Consider the following 19,802-nt stretch of genomic DNA (forward strand, 5'->3'; position numbering starts at 1 on the left):
ACTTGATAGGGTCAGCATACTATAGCCGTTTAGAGCGGTCATGTTTTATGTTATATTTTCTTACAATAAAAAACATGGCACCAGCCAATATCCTGTTTATGTACTTATTATTGTTTCCAAACCTTGTGACACGGCGATTTTAACATGTTCATAGGTTAGACCTCCTTGGACATAAGCGACATAAGGTGATCGTAAGGGGGCATCAGCCGTTAACTCTATGCTTGATCCTTGGACAAAGGTACCTGCAGCCATAATCACGGGATCATCATAACCTGGCATATCATCTGGATATGGCTTCACATGCGCATTGATTGGAGAGTGTTTTTGAACCATTTGGCAAAATTGAACTAATTCTTGCTTCGTGTTAAACGAAACGGTTTGGACCAAATCCGTTCTTGATTCATACCATGTCGGTGAAGCCTGATATCCCGCTTCTTCCAGCAAAGCTGCTGTGAATACAGCCCCTTTGAGGGCCTGAGCGGTGACGTGCGGCGCGAGAAATAAACCTTGATACATTAAATCTAATCCGGAGAAAGCCGGACCGACCTCTCTACCAATACCTGGCGCTGTCATTCGCCCGGCACATTGTTCGATCAGCGATGTTCGTCCCGCGATATATCCCCCAGTCTTCGCCAACCCACCGCCAGGATTTTTAATCAGTGACCCGGCAATAAGATCAGCTCCGATATGCGGCGGCTCCAATTCTTCAACAAATTCACCATAACAATTATCAACAAAAACAATGATTTCAGGATGAGCCTTTTTAATCAGCTTTATCATCTTATCAATATCCCCAACTGAAAAGGACGGACGACTTTCGTAACCACGTGAGCGCTGAATAGCTATCATCTTGGTTTGTCCAGTTATCGCATTTAGGACTTCATTAGAATCCATCTCATTATCAGATGTTAACGGCAGCCAGCGGCAATGAATACCATAGTCTTGCAATGTCCCCGATGCATTGCCTCGCCACCCGATCACTTCATCAAGCGTGTCATAAGGTTTACCACTGATGTAGACTAACTCATCACCAGGGCGCAAGACGCCAAAAAAGGCAGTGCTTATGGCATGGGTTCCAGACACGATTTGTGGGCGGACAAGCGCATCTTCTGCTCCGAAAACATCAGCATAAATAGCTTCCAAAGTATCCCTTCCAAGGTCATCATAGCCGTATCCTGTTGTTCCTGTTAGATGGGTATCACTGACTTGATGCTCTTGAAAACTTTTAATGACGCGAAATTGGTTAGCTTCGGCAATCTGGTCAATTTGCTTCATTTGTGGTTGAATCTTGGCCTCAGCTTCTTCAGCCATGGATTGTATGTTCGTTAAATGGGTTGTTTGCTTCATAATTATAGTAGCTCCTTAGTGCTTTTACTCTAGGTTCTTAATTGCTGGCTAAATGGGGAATCTTGTCTAACAAAACCTTTGATAAAGATGGATTGCTCGGCCTCATCCCATTGTCTCTCTTGAACGATGGTTTGGTTATAAAGGTCTGATAAAAACCGACCATCCTCAGGGGTCACCATCACTTCGTATGGTGAACTTTGCTCTTTTATTTTATCTTCAATAACGCCTTTTAGATAGTTAATATCTTCTTGCTGATAAGCCGAAATGTGACAAGCATTTTTAAATGACGGGAGGACATTATCATGGGTCAGGTCATTCTTATTAAAAATCAACAATTTGGGTATGTTGCCTGCTCCGAGTTCAGTTAATAACTGATTCACCGTCGTCTCATGTTGTCTATAATCGGGATGTGATGCATCAATCACATGTAAGATCAAATCAGCTTCTTTGACTTCTTCTAAGGTTGATCTAAAAGCTGCAATCAACGAGGTCGGTAAATGTTGTATAAATCCCACGGTATCCGTTAATAGGCCAGTAAACCCGCTTGGTGTTTGAACTTTGCGTGTCAATGGATCCAATGTGGCAAATAGTTGGTTTTCCTCAAGCGCTCCGGCTTGCGTTAATTGATTAAAAAGGGTGGACTTGCCGGCATTTGTATAACCAACCAATGCCATCTGAAAAGATTGATTACTTTTTCTGCGCTCGCGATACCGTTCACGGTGCTTAACGACGGTATCGAGCTGCTTTTTAATATCACTGATCCGGCCGCGAATGTGCCGGCGATCAATCTCCAATTTCGTTTCACCGGGGCCGCGTGTACCAATCCCCGCACCGAGCCTGGAAAGTTGTTCACCGATACCACTTAGACGTGGCAGCATATATTGCAACTGAGCCAGCTCTACTTGCAACTGACCCTCCTTAGACCTTGCACGAGAAGCAAAGATATCAAGAATGAGTTGAGTTCGGTCAATAATTTTACTTTCTAAGTTTTTACTAATCTGTGCATGTTGACTTGGCGACAATTCATCGTTAAAAATCACCGTGTCTGCTTGCATCTCCGCTTCAAGGTTGGCCAATTCCTGTAATTTACCTTTGCCTATATAAGTAGAAGGTTCAATTCGTTTCCTGCTTTGTGTTACCACGGTAGCCACTTCGCCACCTGCTGTCGTTGTCAATGCAGCTAATTCCTGCATTGAGTATTCATATTCAGTGGGATGGGAATCGGGTAACCGGCATCCGACGAGTATTGCTTGTTCAATGCTTTCCATTGATATGAGTCCCTGCCTTTATTCATATTCATCACTATCTTCAATCATAATGTCACCAATCCTTAGGGTCAATAAGGACTCCTTATCCATACTGCCTTCACGCATCAGCCTAACAGCCTGGCGCCGGATCATTTTTTCAATCATGTTGCGAATATATCGTCCGTTGCTGAATCCTTGGTGCTGCATCATTAACTTATGTTGTAAATGTCGACTGAACTTAGCTTTTGCTTCACTTGTCATCCGGTACTCTCGATCATCGAGCATTTGCTGCGTGATTTGCATCAACTCATTGTCACTATAATCTGGAAAGGATATATGATTGGGAAACCGTGATGGTAATCCTGGATTTAACCTTAAAAACTCATCCATTTCTTTAGGATAGCCGGCTAATATTAAAATAAACTCCCCTTTTTTATCCTCCATGTGCTTCACTAATGTATCAATGGCTTCTTTTCCGAAGTCCTTTTCACCGCCGCGGGCCAATGCGTAAGCCTCATCAACAAACAAAACACCGCCAGAAGCTTTTTTGATTAAATCACGTGTTTTCTGGGCTGTCTGACCGATGTATTCTCCCACTAAGTCAGCCCGTTCCGCTTCAATTAAATGGCCTTTTTCCAACACATTCATGTCACGGAACAATTCTCCAATCAAACGAGCAATTGTCGTTTTCCCCGTTCCCGGATTCCCTTTAAAAATCATGTGTAATGATTGTGATTCGGTCTTAAGATTCTGTTCTTGTCTCAGTTGATTAATATAAATCCATGCATAGATTTCCTTGACTGTTTCTTTCACCATATCCATACCAACCATTTGGTTTAGCTTCTTCTCCAAATCTTTCAACGGCTGGTCATTCATCTTAGCTTTAATATCAGCTGTTTTCGGTAATCGCCGGGAAGCCTGTTGTTGTTTATCTTGTTGATTAAAGACAACATTAATCCGGCCTTGCTGCCTCACCGTCATATTGTCTGTCATGTTGTTCACCCCGCTGCTTTTTTGGAGGGATTGCCTTTCCTAGTCACGCTCATTAATACAGCATATGAGCAACATTCCATTTTTACAAATACCAATTTCTTAACAAATTGATATAAAGGAAATATGTTCCGAAAATTTTGTCAAATAAAGTTGTAGAGCCATGATATCCGTCGATTCTTGCGCTTACCGGGGAAATATTATTAAAAAGCTCCCGGAATTACCGGGAGCTTTTTTAAGGGGCTTATCCGTTATCATCGGAAAACTTAACGGGCTTTGCAGGTGCAAATGTTGAAATAGCGTGCTTAAAAATCAATTGCTGCTTACCATCCGTTTCCATCAAGACGGTATAATTATCAAAGCCTTTAATATGTCCCTTTAGTTGAAAACCGTTGATTAAAAACAGAGTCACGAAAATATTGTCTTTGCGTATTTGATTCAGAAAGCTGTCTTGAATGTTGACGGACTGCTTCATAAGCCAAACCCTCCTCATTTCTCTCTATCAGTTTAATTCGACCTATGTTGGTACATTCCTGCAACAAATTCAACGATTTCATCGGCTTTTTTCGAAAAATCATCTAGGGCATCTGTCATGTCAAACCACATGACGTCCATTTGGTGTTCGAACCAAGTAAATTGCCGCTTAGCAAACTGTCGAGTATGTTTTTTAATTTTTTGAATGGCGGTTTCAAGATTCCATTCACCATCAAAGTATTTAAATAACTCTTTGTAACCAATCCCTTGAGCTGATTGGGTGCCGTGATGTTCCAGATCATATAACCAGCGAGCTTCTTCAAGCAAGCCATGCTCCATCATTTGATCAACACGATGGTTAATTCTTTCATAAAGAATGTCACGAGGCAGGCTGAGGCCAATGACAGTCAGGTCGTACAGTGGCTGAAGCTGTTGATCTGATTCTTGCTGACTTTTAGGAATTCCTGTTTGCTTATAAATTTCCAAGGCGCGAACAACACGCCTGACATTGTTCGGGTGGATCGCCTCAGCACTTTTAGGGTCCACAGCATTCAGCCGATCGTGCAAAACTTGATTCCCTTGATCGAGTGCAATATCTTCTAGCTTCTTACGATAAGCCGGATCCTGATGATCGTTTGTAAATTGATAACGATGTGTAGCAGCTTTCACATATAAGCCCGTTCCCCCGACTATGATTGGGAGATGCCCGCGTCCACTGATGTCAGGAATAAGGCGACGAACATCGTGCTGAAAATCGGCAGCTGTATATGAATCAAGCGGAGACAAGATGTCAAGTAAGTGATGAGAGATTCCTTGTTTTTCGTTATTTTTTATCTTAGCTGTACCAATGGAAAGGTCACGGTAAACTTGCATAGCATCACCATTAATAATTTCACCATTTAAGGCTTGCGCCAAGGCAATACTAATATCAGTCTTTCCAACAGCCGTAGGACCCACAATCGCTAGCAAGGGTTCGTTCATGATGGTGATACTCCCCTCTTCCCAATACATTCTTTGATCATGTTTATTTACATTATATTTTAAACCTAGTCTTTCAGTATAGCTATTCCTTTGTTTTTTAACAACCGTGTCATTCTTAGACTTTATTGAAGTCAAGACAACCTCCCCATCTTGAGCTTGTCTTGACTTCTGTTGATATCCTGCTATAGTTCGGACCCTTTATTAATTGACCTATTTTATAGGATAAAAGCTGCCCCAGTAAACAATACTGCCGTTATTCCAGCGGCAATTAAGGCTGGCACTAACTTTGACTTTGCATAGTCGACCACGGGCAGATCAAGAATGGTACAGAGTGTGACCGTGTTGTCACTAAGTGGTGATGCAAAAGCACCGAATGTCCCGCTCGCAAAAACAGCACCTATAACCAATAGTATATTGGCATCAGCCTGATGTCCCAACATGACCCCTAAAGGCATAAGCAATCCCCAAGTCCCCCAAGATGATCCGATAAAATAAGAAATCAGCGCACCAAGAACGAATATGACAGGCGGGATTAACATCGTGGGAATCCATCCTTGAACATGAGCGGTCACATAATCTGAAAATCCTAAATCCTCAGAAGCTGCAGAAAGCCCCCAAATTAATGCAAGTAAAACAATAACTGACATCAATTGGTTACCACCTTCGATAAAATGAGTGACAATCTTCGATACCTTAAATTTTTGAAACATCACTAAGATGACCGCAAAAATAATGGCAATCAATAAGGCTTCTAACATGACTCCTAATGCATCAACTTTTATGAAGGATTGGAGAAAGGATTGGGCTTTAAAATGACCATCCCACCAACTTAAGAACAATGTTAATATTAACATGATGCCTAAGGGGAGAAGTAAATTCCATGGACGAGACGGTGGTGTGTCATCGTTTTCGTCATGGCTTTTTTGTTCATTTTCCTGCTGTTGTTGGTCGTTTGAGTGATCAAGTTTATCAGCTTGAATATGATTGTCGGCAGCTTCTGGATGTCGAGCATATTCCTCATTATATTTTTTTTGATTGATTTGGCTCACATTATTTGATGACGGGACTTGATGAAGATCGCTCGGATTGACAGCACTTTCCTCTGCATGTTCAACCGTATGATCGGGTTTTGATTGTTTTTCAGGTGCGCCCTCTGAAGAGGCCTTTGATGATTGAACATCATCGGGAGCTGTCCCTTCAAATTGATGATCTTTTTCCCCTTTGGGATGGACAAAGAATGTGTAATAAATCCCTACAAGAACTATCACAAAAGAAAAAAAGTTAAATGGGATACTTTTGACATAAGTCACATATGCCCCCTGATTAATCCCCGCATTTTGTAACGAACTATTGATCACCTGAACCATATAACCCACAAAAGCGGTTGCTATAGGGACTAAGGCAACAATAGGGTTAGATGTCACTTCAATAACAATCCCAATTCGCCGTTTTGACATGTTAAGGCGTTTGCGTAGGGCTTTCATAATGGGGGTTATCGTCACGATTCGAAAATCTGGATCGCTGAAAGTACCTATCGTTGTTAACCATGTCAGTCCTAAAGCACTTTTTTTAGTCTTTACTTTATGACTGACAAGATCTACAAATCCCTTGATGCCACCGGCCATTTTAATTAAATTAATCAATCCTGCAAATCCATATAAGAATATAATAATCCTAATGTTTGATGACTTAACCGTATTATCAACAATATATGATATGAATTGTTGTATGCCACCTAGTAAAGAGGGATCAACCAAATAACTTCCTAATAACAAAGCAACAAATAGTCCTGGCTGCACTTGCTTTGTCAATATGGAAACCGGAATAACGATGAGAAATGGCAATAAAGAGAGCCATGATGCTGTATCCATGTAATCACCTCTCTCGCTATTATTAGGATTTATCCATATTTTATCCGTATCAATACAAGAGCCATGAAATCACAATACATATTAACCTTTGTTATAACAAAATATAAAATCATTAAACAATCCGGAGGTTGGGTTATGATAAAAACAAAAAAAATTCAACGAACGACAATATTGTGGGCCCTCATCGGGATGTTTTCCGCTTTAATCCAAACTTTTTGGTTAACAAAACTAATTATAGACATCCGTCAACATAAGAAAAATGAATAAAAATTCCTTTAATATCATAGACGATTGACAACAACCCATGTCAATCGTTCGTCTTATTATGATGCTATGGCAATGTCGAATTAATTGCCACCCAAGGATATTGTCAATATGGAATACCCTTCTCTGTCGACGATAATAGCAGTAAGCTTTCATCACCCTCCCTCTCGTTCGCTTATCCATATTATAGAAAAAATCACAAAAAATATGGAGCAAATACCTGCAGTCAAAACCATAAAAAGAGATACTCATTAGATCGCCGCCAACAGCGATCTAATGAGTATCCCGTAGTGAATGCATTATTTTAATCTCACATAACACGTTTAAATAACTTCTCCATGTCATACGTGCTAAAATGAACAATAACCGGTCGGCCGTGCGGACATGTAAACGGCTCCTTTGCTTGTCCCAGTTGTGTTAACAGTGCATTAATTTCTTGATCGTTTAGATAACGATTGGCTTTGATGGAACGTTTACAAGACATCATGATCGCTAGGTCTTCACGTAACTTTTTAATCGATATCGATTCATTTTCTAACAGTTGATTCACCAAATCCTCAATCGTTTCTTTCTCCTCGCCTTTTGGAAACCAACTAGGATGAGATGTAACAATCAGTGAGTGCTGGCCAAATGGCTGTATATGAATGCCAAGGGACTCTAAATCATCGACATGTTGTTCAATGACCGTGTACTCCGCTGGCGTGAATTCGAATGTCATCGGTACCAATAATTCTTGGATATCGTGTTCCGTTTCCCCCACTTTTTCTCGAAAAAACTCATACTTTATTCGTTCTTGGGCCGCATGCTGGTCGATCATATAAAGCCCTTCATGGTTTTGTGCCAAAATGTAGGTGCCGTGCAGTTGACCAATAACATGAAGCTCAGGCATCCGCTCGTGATGATTTTCACGGGATTCAGGTTCATCCCCCGGGTCAGTTTCCTCTAACGGGCTTGAAGGAAAGTCATCAGCATCCGTTAATCCCTCTTCCACTTTCACCTGTTCAAAATCCGTTGTATTTTCATAAATTTGGGTTGACGTTCTCTCGGGAATGGATGGGTCATAGGCCTGATGCGCTGATTGGGTATGATTGACCGGTTCAGGTACTTGCCCGCCGCCCCCATCACGAAAGTCCATATTCGTTTGTTCAGAGACTTGTTTGGGACGTTTTGGCTGCTGATGCCCGAAAGCAGGAATCAATCTCAATTCATGAAAAGCATCTTTAATCCCTTGCTCCACCAATTGGCACAGCGCCTGTTCTTTACTAATTCTTGCTTCCAACTTAGCGGGATGAACATTGACATCAATCAAACCTGGATCCATGGTGATATGAATCATGGCGATCGGATATCGGCCAATTGGAAGTAATGTATGATAACCGTTCATAATCGCATTGAAAATTGGATAACTCCGTATATAGCGTCCATTAATAAAAATATACACATACTGCCGACCAGCACGAGTAACTTCTGGTTTCACTAGACGGCCAGAAACGCTAAAATCTAATGATTCGGTGGTGAATGCAATCGACTTTTTAGCCGTTTGCACCCCATATATAGCTGCTAACACTTGGGCCAGATCATTTTGACCATTGGTGGTAAACAATGATTTTCCATTATGCGTCAAACCGAATTTAATATCGGGATGGGCCAAGGCCAATTTATTCATGATATCAGTAATTTTGCCAAGTTCCGTATGAACTGTTTTTAAGTGCTTGAGACGAGCCGGCGTGTTATAAAACAAATTTTGGATGGTAATATCCGTTCCTTTGCGGCTGCTTGCATAGGTAGATTGGATTGGATGCCCACCTTGCAAGACGACACGACGCCCAGGATCTGTACCATTACTTGTCTTCAAATCGACATGAGAAACCGATGCAATACTCGGGAGCGCTTCACCGCGAAAGCCTAATGTCTTAATATGAAACAAATCGCGTTCCGTATGAATCTTACTTGTAGCATGTCTCTCAAAAGCTAATTCACAATCATCGGGACTGAATCCGTCGCCATCATCAATCACTTGGATTTTACTAAGTCCGCCCTCTTCAATATGAACTTGGATATTCTTAGCATGGGCATCAAGACTGTTTTCGACCAACTCTTTAATAATTGACGCGGGACGTTCAACAACTTCACCCGCAGCAATTTGGTTGGCCAAAGCGTCATTGAGTTTGTGAATTCTACTCATACTACCACCCCATTAAGATCGTTTTAGTTGCTTTTGGATCTTATATAACTCATTCATCGCATCCATGGGCGTCATATTTAATAAATCAAGGCGCTCAACCTGACTGAGGAGAGCTGCTACTTGTTTGCCTGACTGGTCCTCTTCCTGAACGGCTGATTGCTGACTAGCTGCTGTTTCGGGTTCAACAAAAAAAGTTAATTGTTCTGGTTGCTCCTGAATGTATGAGCCGTCGGTTTTCGCTTGCTTTTCCTCAGGATGTTCCAACTCAGATAAAATCTCGGTTGCCCGCTGAATGAGTTCGTCAGGCAGTTCAGCCAGCTGAGCGACATGAATCCCATAACTTTTATCAGCGTAACCTTCTTCAACTTTGTGTAAAAATACCACACTGCCCTCATTTTCCATTGCACTGACGTGAACATTTTTAAGTCGCTGCAAGTCCCCTTCTAATTGGGTTAATTCGTGATAGTGCGTGGAAAACAGCGTCTTCGCACCGATATGATGGTGGATATACTCAACGATTGCCTGTGCAATCGCAATGCCATCATACGTTGATGTTCCTCTGCCGATTTCATCAAGGAGGATCAAGCTGTTCTTCGTCGCATGGCGGACGGCATTCTGTGCTTCGATCATTTCAACCATGAATGTGCTTTGTCCAGAAACAAGATCATCCGCCGCACCGATCCGTGTAAAAATCTGGTCAAACACAGGGATAATCGCTTTTGAAGCCGGTACAAAGCAACCCATCTGCGCCATTACCGCTGCCAATGCCGTCTGCCGCATAAAGGTACTTTTACCTCCCATATTCGGACCTGTGATCAGCAAAATATCATCGTCATCACTCATGTGGACATCATTGGCGACAAACGTTCCATCGTCCATAACACGTTCAACAACTGGATGACGCTGATCAGTCAAATGAACGGCGTGATCCCTTGAAAATTCCGGACGGACATAATCATATTGATCACTGCAGGCGGCAAAACTTTGTAAAACATCGATAGTACTAATTGTTTTGGCTAGTTTTTGCAAGCGTTCCGATTGAGCTTTCACCTGTTCACGAATATCTTGAAAGAGCTCATACTCCAAATCAATCAAATGATCTTCAGCTTCCATGATCATTTTTTCTTTTTCCTTAAGTTCAGGTGTAATGAACCGCTCCGCATTCGTTAGTGTCTGCTTTCGTTCGTAGCGTCCTTCGGGTAAGAGCGGCAAATTTGGTTTTGTTACCTCGATATAGTAACCGAAGACTTTGTTATAGCCGACTTTTAATGATTTAATCCCGGTTGCTTCACGTTCATTTTTTTGTAAACCGGCGATCCATTCTTTCCCGTTGCGACTGACGTAACGATAATCATCTAATTGCGTGTTATAACCGTCTTGAATCATACCTCCGTCAGTAATTGTCGGTGGAGGGTCTTCCATGATGCCTTGATCAATGATGGTCATAACATCGTGACAATCATCAATGTCGCTAACGAGTTGTTGAAGATACTCAGATGCCACTTGACTAAGAGACGCAACCACTTCAGGGATTTGCTGTAAAGAGTGTTTCAACTGAATAAGCTCACGGGCATTGACATTACCGTAAGCAACCCGCCCCACGACGCGTTCCAAGTCATAGACTTGCTTTAACGCTTCGCGGACAGATTCACGTTCAAAGAAGTGATTAATGAAGGCTTCAACAGCATCCAATCGTTGATGAATCACTTCCTGGTCAATGAGCGGTTTTTCAATCCATTGTTTCAACTTACGTGCGCCCATTGCTGTCATGGTGTGATCTAATAACCAGAGAAGTGAACCGTATTTCTTATTCTCACGGATGGTTGATGTCAATTCCAAATTACGCTTCGAATTCGTATCAATCGTCATGAACTCATCAACTGTATAGGGAACAGGGGGCTGCAAGTGTGCCAAAGCAAGCCCGCCGGTCCGATTCAAGTAGTTGAGTAATCGGGTATAAGTCAATCGATGTTGCTCTTCCGATAGCTGGTCCGCTAAATACTGTAGACGTTCAGGTGTTGCCGTTTCGGATTCATACGATACTGTCAGATTATTCGAAGCTGTGATTTCCGTCGGTAAATCTTCATCGTTCGCAGGATCAATCACGATCTCTCTAGCTCCAGACGTTAAAATTTCTTGAATCAACACAAACCGGTCATCAATCGTCGTTACGCGGCTTTCGCCGGTTGATAAATCAATCACAGCAAATCCGAATCTGGCATCAGAACATATCGATACCGACGCTATGTAATTATTACTTTTCGGATCTAAAGCTTGTCCGTCCATCACCGTTCCGGGTGTGATCAACCGGATCACTTCTCTTTTAACAACACCTTTAGCATCCTTAGGATCTTCTATTTGCTCACATATTGCAATTTTATACCCTCGATCCACAAGCTGCCGAATGTACTGATCCGCTGAATGATAAGGCACACCACACATGGGAATTGGATTGTCTGATTTACCATCGCGTGATGTTAGTGTGATTTCTAGTTCTTTTACGGCAAGCAGTGCATCATCATAAAACATTTCATAGAAATCACCCAGCCGATAAAATAAAAAGGCATCTTGATAATTTTCTTTGATTGCTAGATATTGCTCCATCATTGGTGTATTGGCCATAAAAACCACCCGTTTTTCCGTGTCTATTCGACAAATATTATATCATACTATGAGGACTAGGTCATAAAGATAGATTAAAGAAAAAAACTAGGAAGAATCACTCTTCCTAGTTGGTTATTCTTCAAGTTCATCAACAAGAAAATCAGAATCAAGATCTTCAAATGCTTCATCCAGTTCGTTTTCCCATTCGTCATCGTCTTCAAAAATAAATCCGTCATCATCGACTTGGACTTTGACTTTTGTTTCGCCAATGACCTCCACTAGGAATTCTCGCTCAACTTGAACAACGATTTTATTGCCGTTTGGTGACACATTCGCTTCTAAACTATTCGGTTCTTGAATTGGATGACAGGCAATATCGTTATTGTTTGACTGAACATTTTTGTCTTTTTTGCTTAAGGTGACCTCATCACGATAATGCACCGTTTCGCTCACTACTTCTGTTTTTGAGTTATTGCTGTGGGAGTACCAAATATTTATGTCATAGCTCCCTTCAACAACCACACAATCTTTCTTGTAGTGAGGTTTGTATTTATGGTTGATCACCCAGCAGCCCAAGATACTTGACGGTTTGTGTGTCGGTGAGATGGAGTGTGCTGTTTGACTGAACTTTTTACCCTTACCACAAACGGCTTTAGTTATAATCTCGCGAAAAGCTTTTTCATAATCTGACACGAGTCCAAACCTCCTTAACCATTCTTCTCTGCCATCGTATGCAGGGCGAATAACTAGTGTGCGAAAATCTTATCAAACGCCCCGCACTGCCCCCTGAATGGATGTTTGTGATTCATCACATGGCCTGTGACAATGGCGCTTGGTAATAATTTATGCCAGCTAACTCATTGGGTGCACGTCTATCTCAAACCCGATGAACAAAAAAAAGCTTCTGACTCACAAATGTGAGTCAGAAGCTACCTTGGCCACTATTATACCTTAATTCCGATCCCGTTCGTCCCGTCAGCTGATCACCGCCGGTTGAATCAACAATTTGATCGGTAACTTTGTTCGAAATCGTCACTGAAATGAGTTGCAACAAATCGTTCACTTCCGTTTGTGACTGTTTGAATTCGCGAACGATCGGAATCTCATCGAGTTCAGCCATGAGTTGATCAATCTTAGCCTCATTCTTCTTTAGGGCTTCATGTTTCTGATAATGTTGCAGATTAACGGATTCTTTTTGGAATAATTTAATCCGTTTAATCAATTGTTGGACGCGTTCATTTTGGTTGATTTGTGACTCAGCTCGTTTGAAGAAATCCACTTCCTCGGTTTTTGTCACCATGTCGGATAGTTCATAAGCTTTTTTGATGATATCGTCCTTTGTATATTGGCTCATTCGTTAACCACTCCTGCTTCTTCAACAATTTCTCCATCCAAGGTCCATGTTTTGGTTTGGGTCACACGAACATTGACGAGTTCACCAATAAGTGATTGTGGGCCGCGGAAATTAACGACTTTATTCGTCCTAGTATGACCTGTCAACACATTTTCGTCCTTTTTACTAACGCCTTCAACGAGAACTTCGACCATTTTGTCTTGAAATTTTTCATTACTCTTCGCTGACTGTTGATTAACCAGCTCATTTAAACGCTGCAAGCGATCCTTCTTGACGTCTTGGGAGACATTGTCTTCCATTTTGGCGGCCGGTGTGCCGGGACGTGGAGAATAAATGAACGTATAGGCTCCATCAAATTGGCATTCTTCAACGAGTGACAACGTATCCTGGAATTGTTCTTCCGTTTCATTCGGATAGCCCACAATAATATCTGTGGTGAATGACGCATGCGGAATCGCTTCTTTCAATTTATAGAACAATTCAAGGTAAGATTCTCTGCTATAGTTCCGACCCATAATCTTAAGGACATCAGAATTTCCGGATTGTACAGGTAAATGAATGTGTTCAACCAAATTCCCGCCTTTGGCCAGAACGTTTATCAAATCATCCGTAAAGTCCCATGGATGGCTAGTTGTAAATCGAACACGCGGAATCGCAATCGTACGAATATCATCCATTAAATCGCTCAAACGATATTCGCCATCATTAATATCTTTTCCGTACGCATTAACGTTTTGACCTAACAACGTAATTTCTTTGTAGCCTTGACGGGCCAAATGACGAACTTCCTCGATGATTTCTTCGGGCTGACGACTGCGTTCTTTCCCGCGTGTATAGGGTACAATACAATACGTGCAGAATTTGTCACAACCATACATAATGTTCACCCATGCACGAATATTGCCTTTACGCCGCCGCGGCAAGTTTTCAATCACGTCACCTTCTTTAGACCAGACATCAAGAACCATTTCCTTGCTAAAGAATGCTTCTTTAACTAGGTGTGGTAACCGATGAATGTTATGAGTGCCAAAGATCAAGTCAACGTGCTGGTGCTTTTGCATGATGCGATTCACAACGGCTTCTTCTTGCGCCATGCATCCGCAAACGCCCAGAATTAACTCCGGCTTTTCTTGCTTGAGATGTTTCAGATTGCCAATCTCACCGAACACTTTATTCTCGGCATTTTCACGAATCGCACACGTATTCAATAAAATGATGTCTGCCTCTTCGTCTTGATCGGTACTTTCATAACCGATTTCCTCTAATATCCCGGCCATGACTTCGGTATCATGCTCGTTCATTTGACAGCCATATGTTCGAATTAAATACTTACGCCCTTCTCCGATCCCTTGAATATCTTCTGGAATCGAGAAATCATCTAAGTATTCGACCCGCTTTTTCCGGCGACGACGGGCTTCTTTTAAATTAGGTGGCTGAAACGTTTGCTCAAAATACTTGGCAAAATCAGCGGACGTTTTATCTTTAAGGGCTTTATTTTCACCCGATGAGGATTGATTTGTATTCGGCTCCACAATATCGTGGTGTTGTCTATGTTTCTCGTCCATGCAGAATCTCCTTTCACTTGCATGATGACATCTTTTTATATTATAAAGGTTTCAAGTCTTTGAAACAAACATGAATTCTTGATAGATGTCATCTTACACGGAAGACCCCTGGAAATTATCGTTCCAGGGGTCGATTCTATTTAAAGAAGATCCAATTCTTGACCGGCTTTCTCAAAAGCATTAAGCGCTTCTTGTAACTCTTCTTTCGTATGCTGAGCAGTGACGATTGTACGAATACGAGCTTTCCCTTTTGGCACCGTTGGAAACGCAATCCCTTGCGCGAACACGCCATGATTAAATAGTCGATCAGACATGTCATGAGTTTGGGCCTCGTCACCAATGATGACTGGTGTAATCGGGGTCTCACTTTTACCTGTATCAAATCCTAAAGACCTCAGTCCTTCTTTGAAAAATTGAGTATTATCCCATAGACGCTCGATTAATTCAGGTTCTTCTTGTAAGACATCAATGGCAGCCGAACAAGCTTCTGTCACAGCTGGTGGATGTGAGGTGCTGAATAAGAACGGACGTCCTTTGTGAATAAGGTAATCGCGAAGGGTTTGCGTACTGGCTACATAGCCCCCCAAGACACCAATTGCTTTACTAAGAGTACCTACTTGGATATGAACTCGTCCATTTAAGTCAAAATGGTCAACCGTTCCGCGGCCATTTTGTCCCAAAACACCACTGGCATGGGCATCATCGACCATCAGGATCGCATCATATTTCTCGCAGAGCTCTACAATTTCCGGTAACGGTGCAATGTTACCGTCCATCGAGAACACCCCATCTGTGACGACGAGACGCACACGGTAATCGTGTGAGGCCTGAAGCGCTTCTTCCAAGGAATTGACATCAACATGTTTGTAAACCTTACGTGCAGCCTTTGTTAATCGAATACCATCGATGATTGACGCGTGATTCAGTTCATCGGAAATGACCACATCTTGATCAGTTAAAATGGATGACAGCACCCCTTGGTTCGTTGTGAAACCCGATTGAAAAACAAGGGAAGCTTCGGTATGTTTGAAATCAGCTAACTTAGCTTCTAAATGATTATGCATATCAAGTGTACCGGCAATTGTACGGACAGATCCAGTTCCAGCCCCATAAGCTTCAACAGCGTCTATAGCCGCTTGCTTGAGCCGCGGATGATCCGTCAATCCTAAGTAGTTATTAGATGACAATTGAATGACGTCTTGCCCATCAATGGTCACACGCGATCCTTGTTCGGATTGTAGGGGGGTCAATTCGCGGAATGTGTGTTGTTCCTTCATTTGATCTAATTCATTCTGTAGATAAGCAAACTGTTCTTTCATGAATGATGCCTCCTTATTGAATCAATTGACTCATTGTTATGGTCGTAAAACGACTTTGCCGCATTGCCCTTGAACCATTAACTCAAAGCCTTTGTCAAAGTCTTCAAGTGGCAATTCATGGGTCATCATTGGTGTTAAATCAACTTGTCCGGATGCTAGCAATCCGGAGACACGTTGCCACGTTTCAAAAATTTTCCGGCCAGTAATCCCCTGGATTTTTAGTCCTTTAAATACAACATCATCCGTGAAATTAACCGGTACATCTTGGGTCGGCAAACTCAATATATTCACATCACCGCCATTGGTCGTCATTTGTAACGCTTGCTTAACGGCAATCGGTGCACCGGACATTTCGCAGGCAACATCAACGCCATTGTCATGCGTTCGTGCGTACACTTCGGCAATCGGGTCAGTATTTCCTGCATGAAGAATCGTCGTAGCTCCCATCTTTTCCGCAAGATCCAACCGGTAGTCATTCAAATCAATAGCTATCACTTGACGAGCGCCGGCAGCTTTAGCAATACCGACAGCCATAAGTCCAATCGGTCCGCAGCCAATAATTGCGACATCCTTCGCAGCGACGTCAGAAGCGAATACCGTTTGTAACGCATTCCCCATCGGCTCTTGAACTGATGCCATGTTGTCTGAAGTTTCTTGACTGTTCCTCCATAGATTCTTGGCTGGAAGTGCGACATATTCGGCAAAACAGCCATTCCTATCAACACCAATAATTTGGGTGTTTTGGCAAATATGATACTTTCCTTCCAAGCACTGCTTACACGTCCCACAAACAATATGCGTTTCTGCTGACACGCGATCACCTACGTTGACACTGTCCACGTTTCGCCCAAGTTCAACGACTTCTCCGGAAAATTCATGTCCGAATACGTATGGTGGTTGGACACGGCTAGCAGCCCAATCATCCCAAGTATATATATGCACATCCGTCCCACATATAGATGTTGCATTCACTTTAATTAACACTTCATCAGGTGAAATTTGCGGAATATCGACCATCTGCAATTCAGCGCCATATCCACGATGATGTTTGATGATCGCCTTCATCTTTCCTTCCACAGTGAACACTCCTTCAATCATAAAAAGCGGATCAATTTTGTTACCACAATCATTTTATCATTAAACAGTGAAGACGTAAAACGGTGTGTCCACTGTGAAAGAACACATGTGTATTGAAGACAGAAATTAAAACAATCGATTTCTTTTAACCGCCATAAATGTATAGAATAAACGGCAACCCAACGGCTGCCGTTTAAGATGAAGTCAAATGGATTTCGGCAAGGCTGCATAAAAATTGTTAAATAAAAAGCCTTGCACTTGATCTTCTGAATAATGTTTTAATAACAAGTCAATAAGATGGTGATAGTCGGCGTATGAGCTCAGGTGTTCCGGTGTATGATCGATCCCATCGAAATCTGACCCAAAGCCAATTTGTTTTCCACCACCGAGGGAACAAATATGATCAACGTGGTACAAAATATCTTGAATATTTGCTTCACCTGACGTATTTAAAAAATCAGGCACAAACGTCACACCCATGACACCACCTTGAGCCAATAGAGCTTTAATTTGTTCATCGGTTAAATTACGAGGATGATCACACAATGTTTTACAATTAGAATGAGATGCCATCGGATACTTGGCGATGTCCAAAACATCCCAGAATGCGGGTTCAGACAAGTGGGAAACATCGGTCCAAACGTTGAAATCATTGTTCATCCGCACGACCTCACGTCCAAAGTCAGTTAGTCCGCTCCACCGACTTTCTTGCGCACCATCGGCAACCGCATTGGCATTATTCCAAGTCAGCCCCACTGCTCGAACCCCTAGACGGAACAATGTACGCATTTTTACAGGATCCGTATCAATAGCATCGCAGCCTTCCAGGGTCAACATTGCTCCGATTTGACCCTCCCCTAATTCAGCAATCTCCCGTTTGCTACGAACATGGACAACATCATCGTAAGGGGCAATGATTTTTTCGTGAAAGATATCGATCATATCGAGCACGGTTTTAAACTTAATCTCCTGCGGGACGGTATCCGGGACGAACAAAGCAAAACACTGCACTTTAGCCCCTGACGACCGCAAACTTTCCAAATCAATATGTAACTGATCACTACGAGCAAAATCAACGCTTGAATCAAGATGCATCTTGTATAATACGTCACAATGAGCATCAAATAATTTCATCGTCATACCCCCTACCTTCTAAGTTAGAGCTAACTCTTTGATTATATCATCCCATGAAAAAACCTGCTTGCTCAGGTATGAACAAACAGGTTATCTGAAATCGGTTTAACGCGGCTCAACAATCAATTTGATGGCTGTCCGTTCTTCACCTTCAATGAGAATATCCGTAAAAGCAGGGATACAAATGAGATCGACACCACTGGGCGCAACAAACCCCCTTGCGATAGCTACAGATTTTACCGCCTGGTTTAGCGCACCCGCTCCAATCGCTTGAATTTCCGCTGATCCACGCTCACGTAAGACACCAGCAAGGGCACCAGCGACTGAATTCGGGTTCGATTTTGCTGAAACTTTTAATACGTCCATTTCTGTACCTCCTTTGGTATTGACGTCCCATAGTATCTATATTCCTTGGAGGATCCCTGTATTCCTGCTTATTCAAAAAATTTTCTAAGAATTCAAAAGACTAGTCATTGAACGGATGGTCATCATTAACTAAAAGTCGTTTAATTTTTGTCGCCTGCCCTGTTGATGGATCAATATCGATGATGACAGCACTCAACTGACCACGCCCTGTCTCACTTTCAAATCGAACAGGTAAACTTGTCTTGAATTTACGGATGACTGCATCTCGATTAACACCGATGACCCCGTTGTAAGGTCCCGTCATGCCGACATCTGTTTGGTAAGCTGTGCCCTCAGGAAGAATGCGTTCATCAGCCGTTGGAACGTGTGTGTGTGTACCAATAACAGCGGAAACCCGACCTTGTAAATACCAGCCCATAGCCACTTTCTCACTCGTGGTTTCTGCATGAAAATCAACGAAAATGACATTTGTCCGTTGTTTAGCTTTTTCAATTAAGGTATCTGCCGTTCTGAACGGATCTTCAATCGCCGGTAAAAAAGTTCGCCCTTGTAAATTAATTACAGCCACTTCTATCTGATTCATGTTCACAAATCTGATGCCCTCACCTGGGGTTCCCGGCGGGAAATTCGCGGGTCTGACAAGCTTGTTAGCTTGATCAATGAATTCGAAAATATCTTTATTATCCCAGGCGTGATTACCTAGAGTAATCGCATCCGCTCCTGCTTCCATTAAGGACTTATATATTTTTTCCGTAATCCCTCTTCCGCCCGCTGAATTTTCACCATTAATAATGGTCATCGTCGGTCTGTAATGGGATTTAATGCGAGCCAAATAGTCATCCACCATTTGCCGACCAACTTTGCCATAAATATCTCCTACAAATAAAATTCTCATGCCATAATCCTTTCTAACTTATGTATCACTTTTAGTATAACGCAAAGTCACGCTGTAAAACACTGTATAGTTATTAAAAATAATGGTTCGCAAAAAGTAGACACCGGCTGAATGAGCCGATGCCTTGTA

The 19,802-nt window shown here is 42.2% G+C and carries 16 protein-coding genes; all 16 read right to left on the minus strand.

The window, feature by feature from the left end; genetic code table 11:
• Nucleotides 1-96: 96 nt before the first annotated feature.
• The 16 genes from B9Y89_RS14385 to B9Y89_RS14460 all read right to left on the minus strand — a co-directional run bounded on the left by B9Y89_RS14385 (nucleotide 97) and on the right by B9Y89_RS14460 (nucleotide 19,673).
• Nucleotides 97-1,353, minus strand: a complete 1,257-nt coding sequence (locus tag B9Y89_RS14385; protein ID WP_441351505.1) for a methionine gamma-lyase family protein — start codon at nucleotides 1,351-1,353, stop codon at nucleotides 97-99.
• A 23-nt stretch (nucleotides 1,354-1,376) separates the two neighbouring features.
• Entirely contained in the window at nucleotides 1,377-2,615 is a 1,239-nt protein-coding gene (gene hflX, locus B9Y89_RS14390; protein ID WP_085523891.1) for a GTPase HflX, read from the minus strand.
• Nucleotides 2,616-2,633: 18 nt separating this feature from the next.
• A complete protein-coding gene (spoVK, locus tag B9Y89_RS14395; RefSeq protein ID WP_085523892.1) occupies nucleotides 2,634-3,587 on the minus strand; it encodes a stage V sporulation protein K in 954 nt (317 codons plus the stop codon).
• A 241-nt stretch (nucleotides 3,588-3,828) separates the two neighbouring features.
• Nucleotides 3,829-4,059 carry an RNA chaperone Hfq gene (hfq, locus tag B9Y89_RS14400; protein WP_085523893.1) on the minus strand — a complete coding sequence of 77 codons (231 nt, stop codon included), beginning with the start codon at nucleotides 4,057-4,059 and terminating at the stop codon, nucleotides 3,829-3,831.
• A 32-nt stretch (nucleotides 4,060-4,091) separates the two neighbouring features.
• Nucleotides 4,092-5,039 (minus strand): tRNA (adenosine(37)-N6)-dimethylallyltransferase MiaA, encoded by a 948-nt coding sequence (gene miaA, locus B9Y89_RS14405; RefSeq protein WP_085524754.1) that lies wholly within the window; start codon nucleotides 5,037-5,039, stop codon nucleotides 4,092-4,094.
• A gap of 215 nt (nucleotides 5,040-5,254) precedes the next feature.
• Nucleotides 5,255-6,910, minus strand: a complete 1,656-nt coding sequence (locus B9Y89_RS14410; RefSeq protein ID WP_085523894.1) for a Na+/H+ antiporter NhaC family protein — start codon at nucleotides 6,908-6,910, stop codon at nucleotides 5,255-5,257.
• A gap of 574 nt (nucleotides 6,911-7,484) precedes the next feature.
• Entirely contained in the window at nucleotides 7,485-9,359 is a 1,875-nt protein-coding gene (gene mutL / locus B9Y89_RS14415) for a DNA mismatch repair endonuclease MutL (protein WP_085523895.1), read from the minus strand.
• A gap of 12 nt (nucleotides 9,360-9,371) precedes the next feature.
• Nucleotides 9,372-11,981, minus strand: coding sequence for a DNA mismatch repair protein MutS (gene mutS / locus B9Y89_RS14420; protein ID WP_085523896.1), 2,610 nt, complete (start codon nucleotides 11,979-11,981; stop codon nucleotides 9,372-9,374).
• A 114-nt stretch (nucleotides 11,982-12,095) separates the two neighbouring features.
• Nucleotides 12,096-12,656 (minus strand): outer spore coat protein CotE, encoded by a 561-nt coding sequence (gene cotE, locus B9Y89_RS14425; protein ID WP_085523897.1) that lies wholly within the window; start codon nucleotides 12,654-12,656, stop codon nucleotides 12,096-12,098.
• A 229-nt stretch (nucleotides 12,657-12,885) separates the two neighbouring features.
• Nucleotides 12,886-13,317, minus strand: a complete 432-nt coding sequence (locus tag B9Y89_RS14430) for a YlbF/YmcA family competence regulator (protein ID WP_085523898.1) — start codon at nucleotides 13,315-13,317, stop codon at nucleotides 12,886-12,888.
• A complete protein-coding gene (miaB, locus tag B9Y89_RS14435) occupies nucleotides 13,314-14,882 on the minus strand; it encodes a tRNA (N6-isopentenyl adenosine(37)-C2)-methylthiotransferase MiaB (RefSeq protein ID WP_085523899.1) in 1,569 nt (522 codons plus the stop codon). Before miaB ends, B9Y89_RS14430 begins: the two co-directional genes overlap by 4 nt.
• Before the next feature lie 140 nt (nucleotides 14,883-15,022).
• Nucleotides 15,023-16,201, minus strand: a complete 1,179-nt coding sequence (locus B9Y89_RS14440) for a glycine C-acetyltransferase (protein ID WP_085523900.1) — start codon at nucleotides 16,199-16,201, stop codon at nucleotides 15,023-15,025.
• Between the two features lie 36 nt (nucleotides 16,202-16,237).
• Nucleotides 16,238-17,278, minus strand: a complete 1,041-nt coding sequence (gene tdh / locus B9Y89_RS14445; protein ID WP_254901261.1) for an L-threonine 3-dehydrogenase — start codon at nucleotides 17,276-17,278, stop codon at nucleotides 16,238-16,240.
• Between the two features lie 204 nt (nucleotides 17,279-17,482).
• Nucleotides 17,483-18,412, minus strand: a complete 930-nt coding sequence (locus tag B9Y89_RS14450; RefSeq protein ID WP_085523902.1) for a dipeptidase — start codon at nucleotides 18,410-18,412, stop codon at nucleotides 17,483-17,485.
• A 105-nt stretch (nucleotides 18,413-18,517) separates the two neighbouring features.
• Nucleotides 18,518-18,778 (minus strand): stage V sporulation protein S, encoded by a 261-nt coding sequence (locus B9Y89_RS14455; RefSeq protein WP_085523903.1) that lies wholly within the window; start codon nucleotides 18,776-18,778, stop codon nucleotides 18,518-18,520.
• A gap of 100 nt (nucleotides 18,779-18,878) precedes the next feature.
• A complete protein-coding gene (locus B9Y89_RS14460) occupies nucleotides 18,879-19,673 on the minus strand; it encodes a TIGR00282 family metallophosphoesterase (RefSeq protein ID WP_085523904.1) in 795 nt (264 codons plus the stop codon).
• Nucleotides 19,674-19,802: the final 129 nt, after the last annotated feature.

The organism is Tuberibacillus sp. Marseille-P3662, assembly GCF_900178005.1.
In the GTDB taxonomy this organism is placed as follows: Bacteria; Bacillota; Bacilli; order Bacillales; family Sporolactobacillaceae; genus Marseille-P3662.

Coding starts and splice junctions, on each gene's coding strand:
- spoVK (WP_085523892.1), bottom strand. CDS start 3,587: ATGACAGACAATATGACGGTGAGGCAGCAAGGCCGGATTAATGTTGTC.
- B9Y89_RS14460 (WP_085523904.1), bottom strand. CDS start 19,673: ATGAGAATTTTATTTGTAGGAGATATTTATGGCAAAGTTGGTCGGCAA.
- mutL (WP_085523895.1), bottom strand. CDS start 9,359: ATGAGTAGAATTCACAAACTCAATGACGCTTTGGCCAACCAAATTGCT.
- B9Y89_RS14450 (WP_085523902.1), bottom strand. CDS start 18,412: ATGAAATTATTTGATGCTCATTGTGACGTATTATACAAGATGCATCTT.
- hfq (WP_085523893.1), bottom strand. CDS start 4,059: ATGAAGCAGTCCGTCAACATTCAAGACAGCTTTCTGAATCAAATACGC.
- B9Y89_RS14430 (WP_085523898.1), bottom strand. CDS start 13,317: ATGAGCCAATATACAAAGGACGATATCATCAAAAAAGCTTATGAACTA.
- miaA (WP_085524754.1), bottom strand. CDS start 5,039: ATGAACGAACCCTTGCTAGCGATTGTGGGTCCTACGGCTGTTGGAAAG.
- mutS (WP_085523896.1), bottom strand. CDS start 11,981: ATGGCCAATACACCAATGATGGAGCAATATCTAGCAATCAAAGAAAAT.
- miaB (WP_085523899.1), bottom strand. CDS start 14,882: ATGGACGAGAAACATAGACAACACCACGATATTGTGGAGCCGAATACA.
- hflX (WP_085523891.1), bottom strand. CDS start 2,615: ATGGAAAGCATTGAACAAGCAATACTCGTCGGATGCCGGTTACCCGAT.
- B9Y89_RS14455 (WP_085523903.1), bottom strand. CDS start 18,778: ATGGACGTATTAAAAGTTTCAGCAAAATCGAACCCGAATTCAGTCGCT.
- B9Y89_RS14440 (WP_085523900.1), bottom strand. CDS start 16,201: ATGAAAGAACAGTTTGCTTATCTACAGAATGAATTAGATCAAATGAAG.
- B9Y89_RS14410 (WP_085523894.1), bottom strand. CDS start 6,910: ATGGATACAGCATCATGGCTCTCTTTATTGCCATTTCTCATCGTTATT.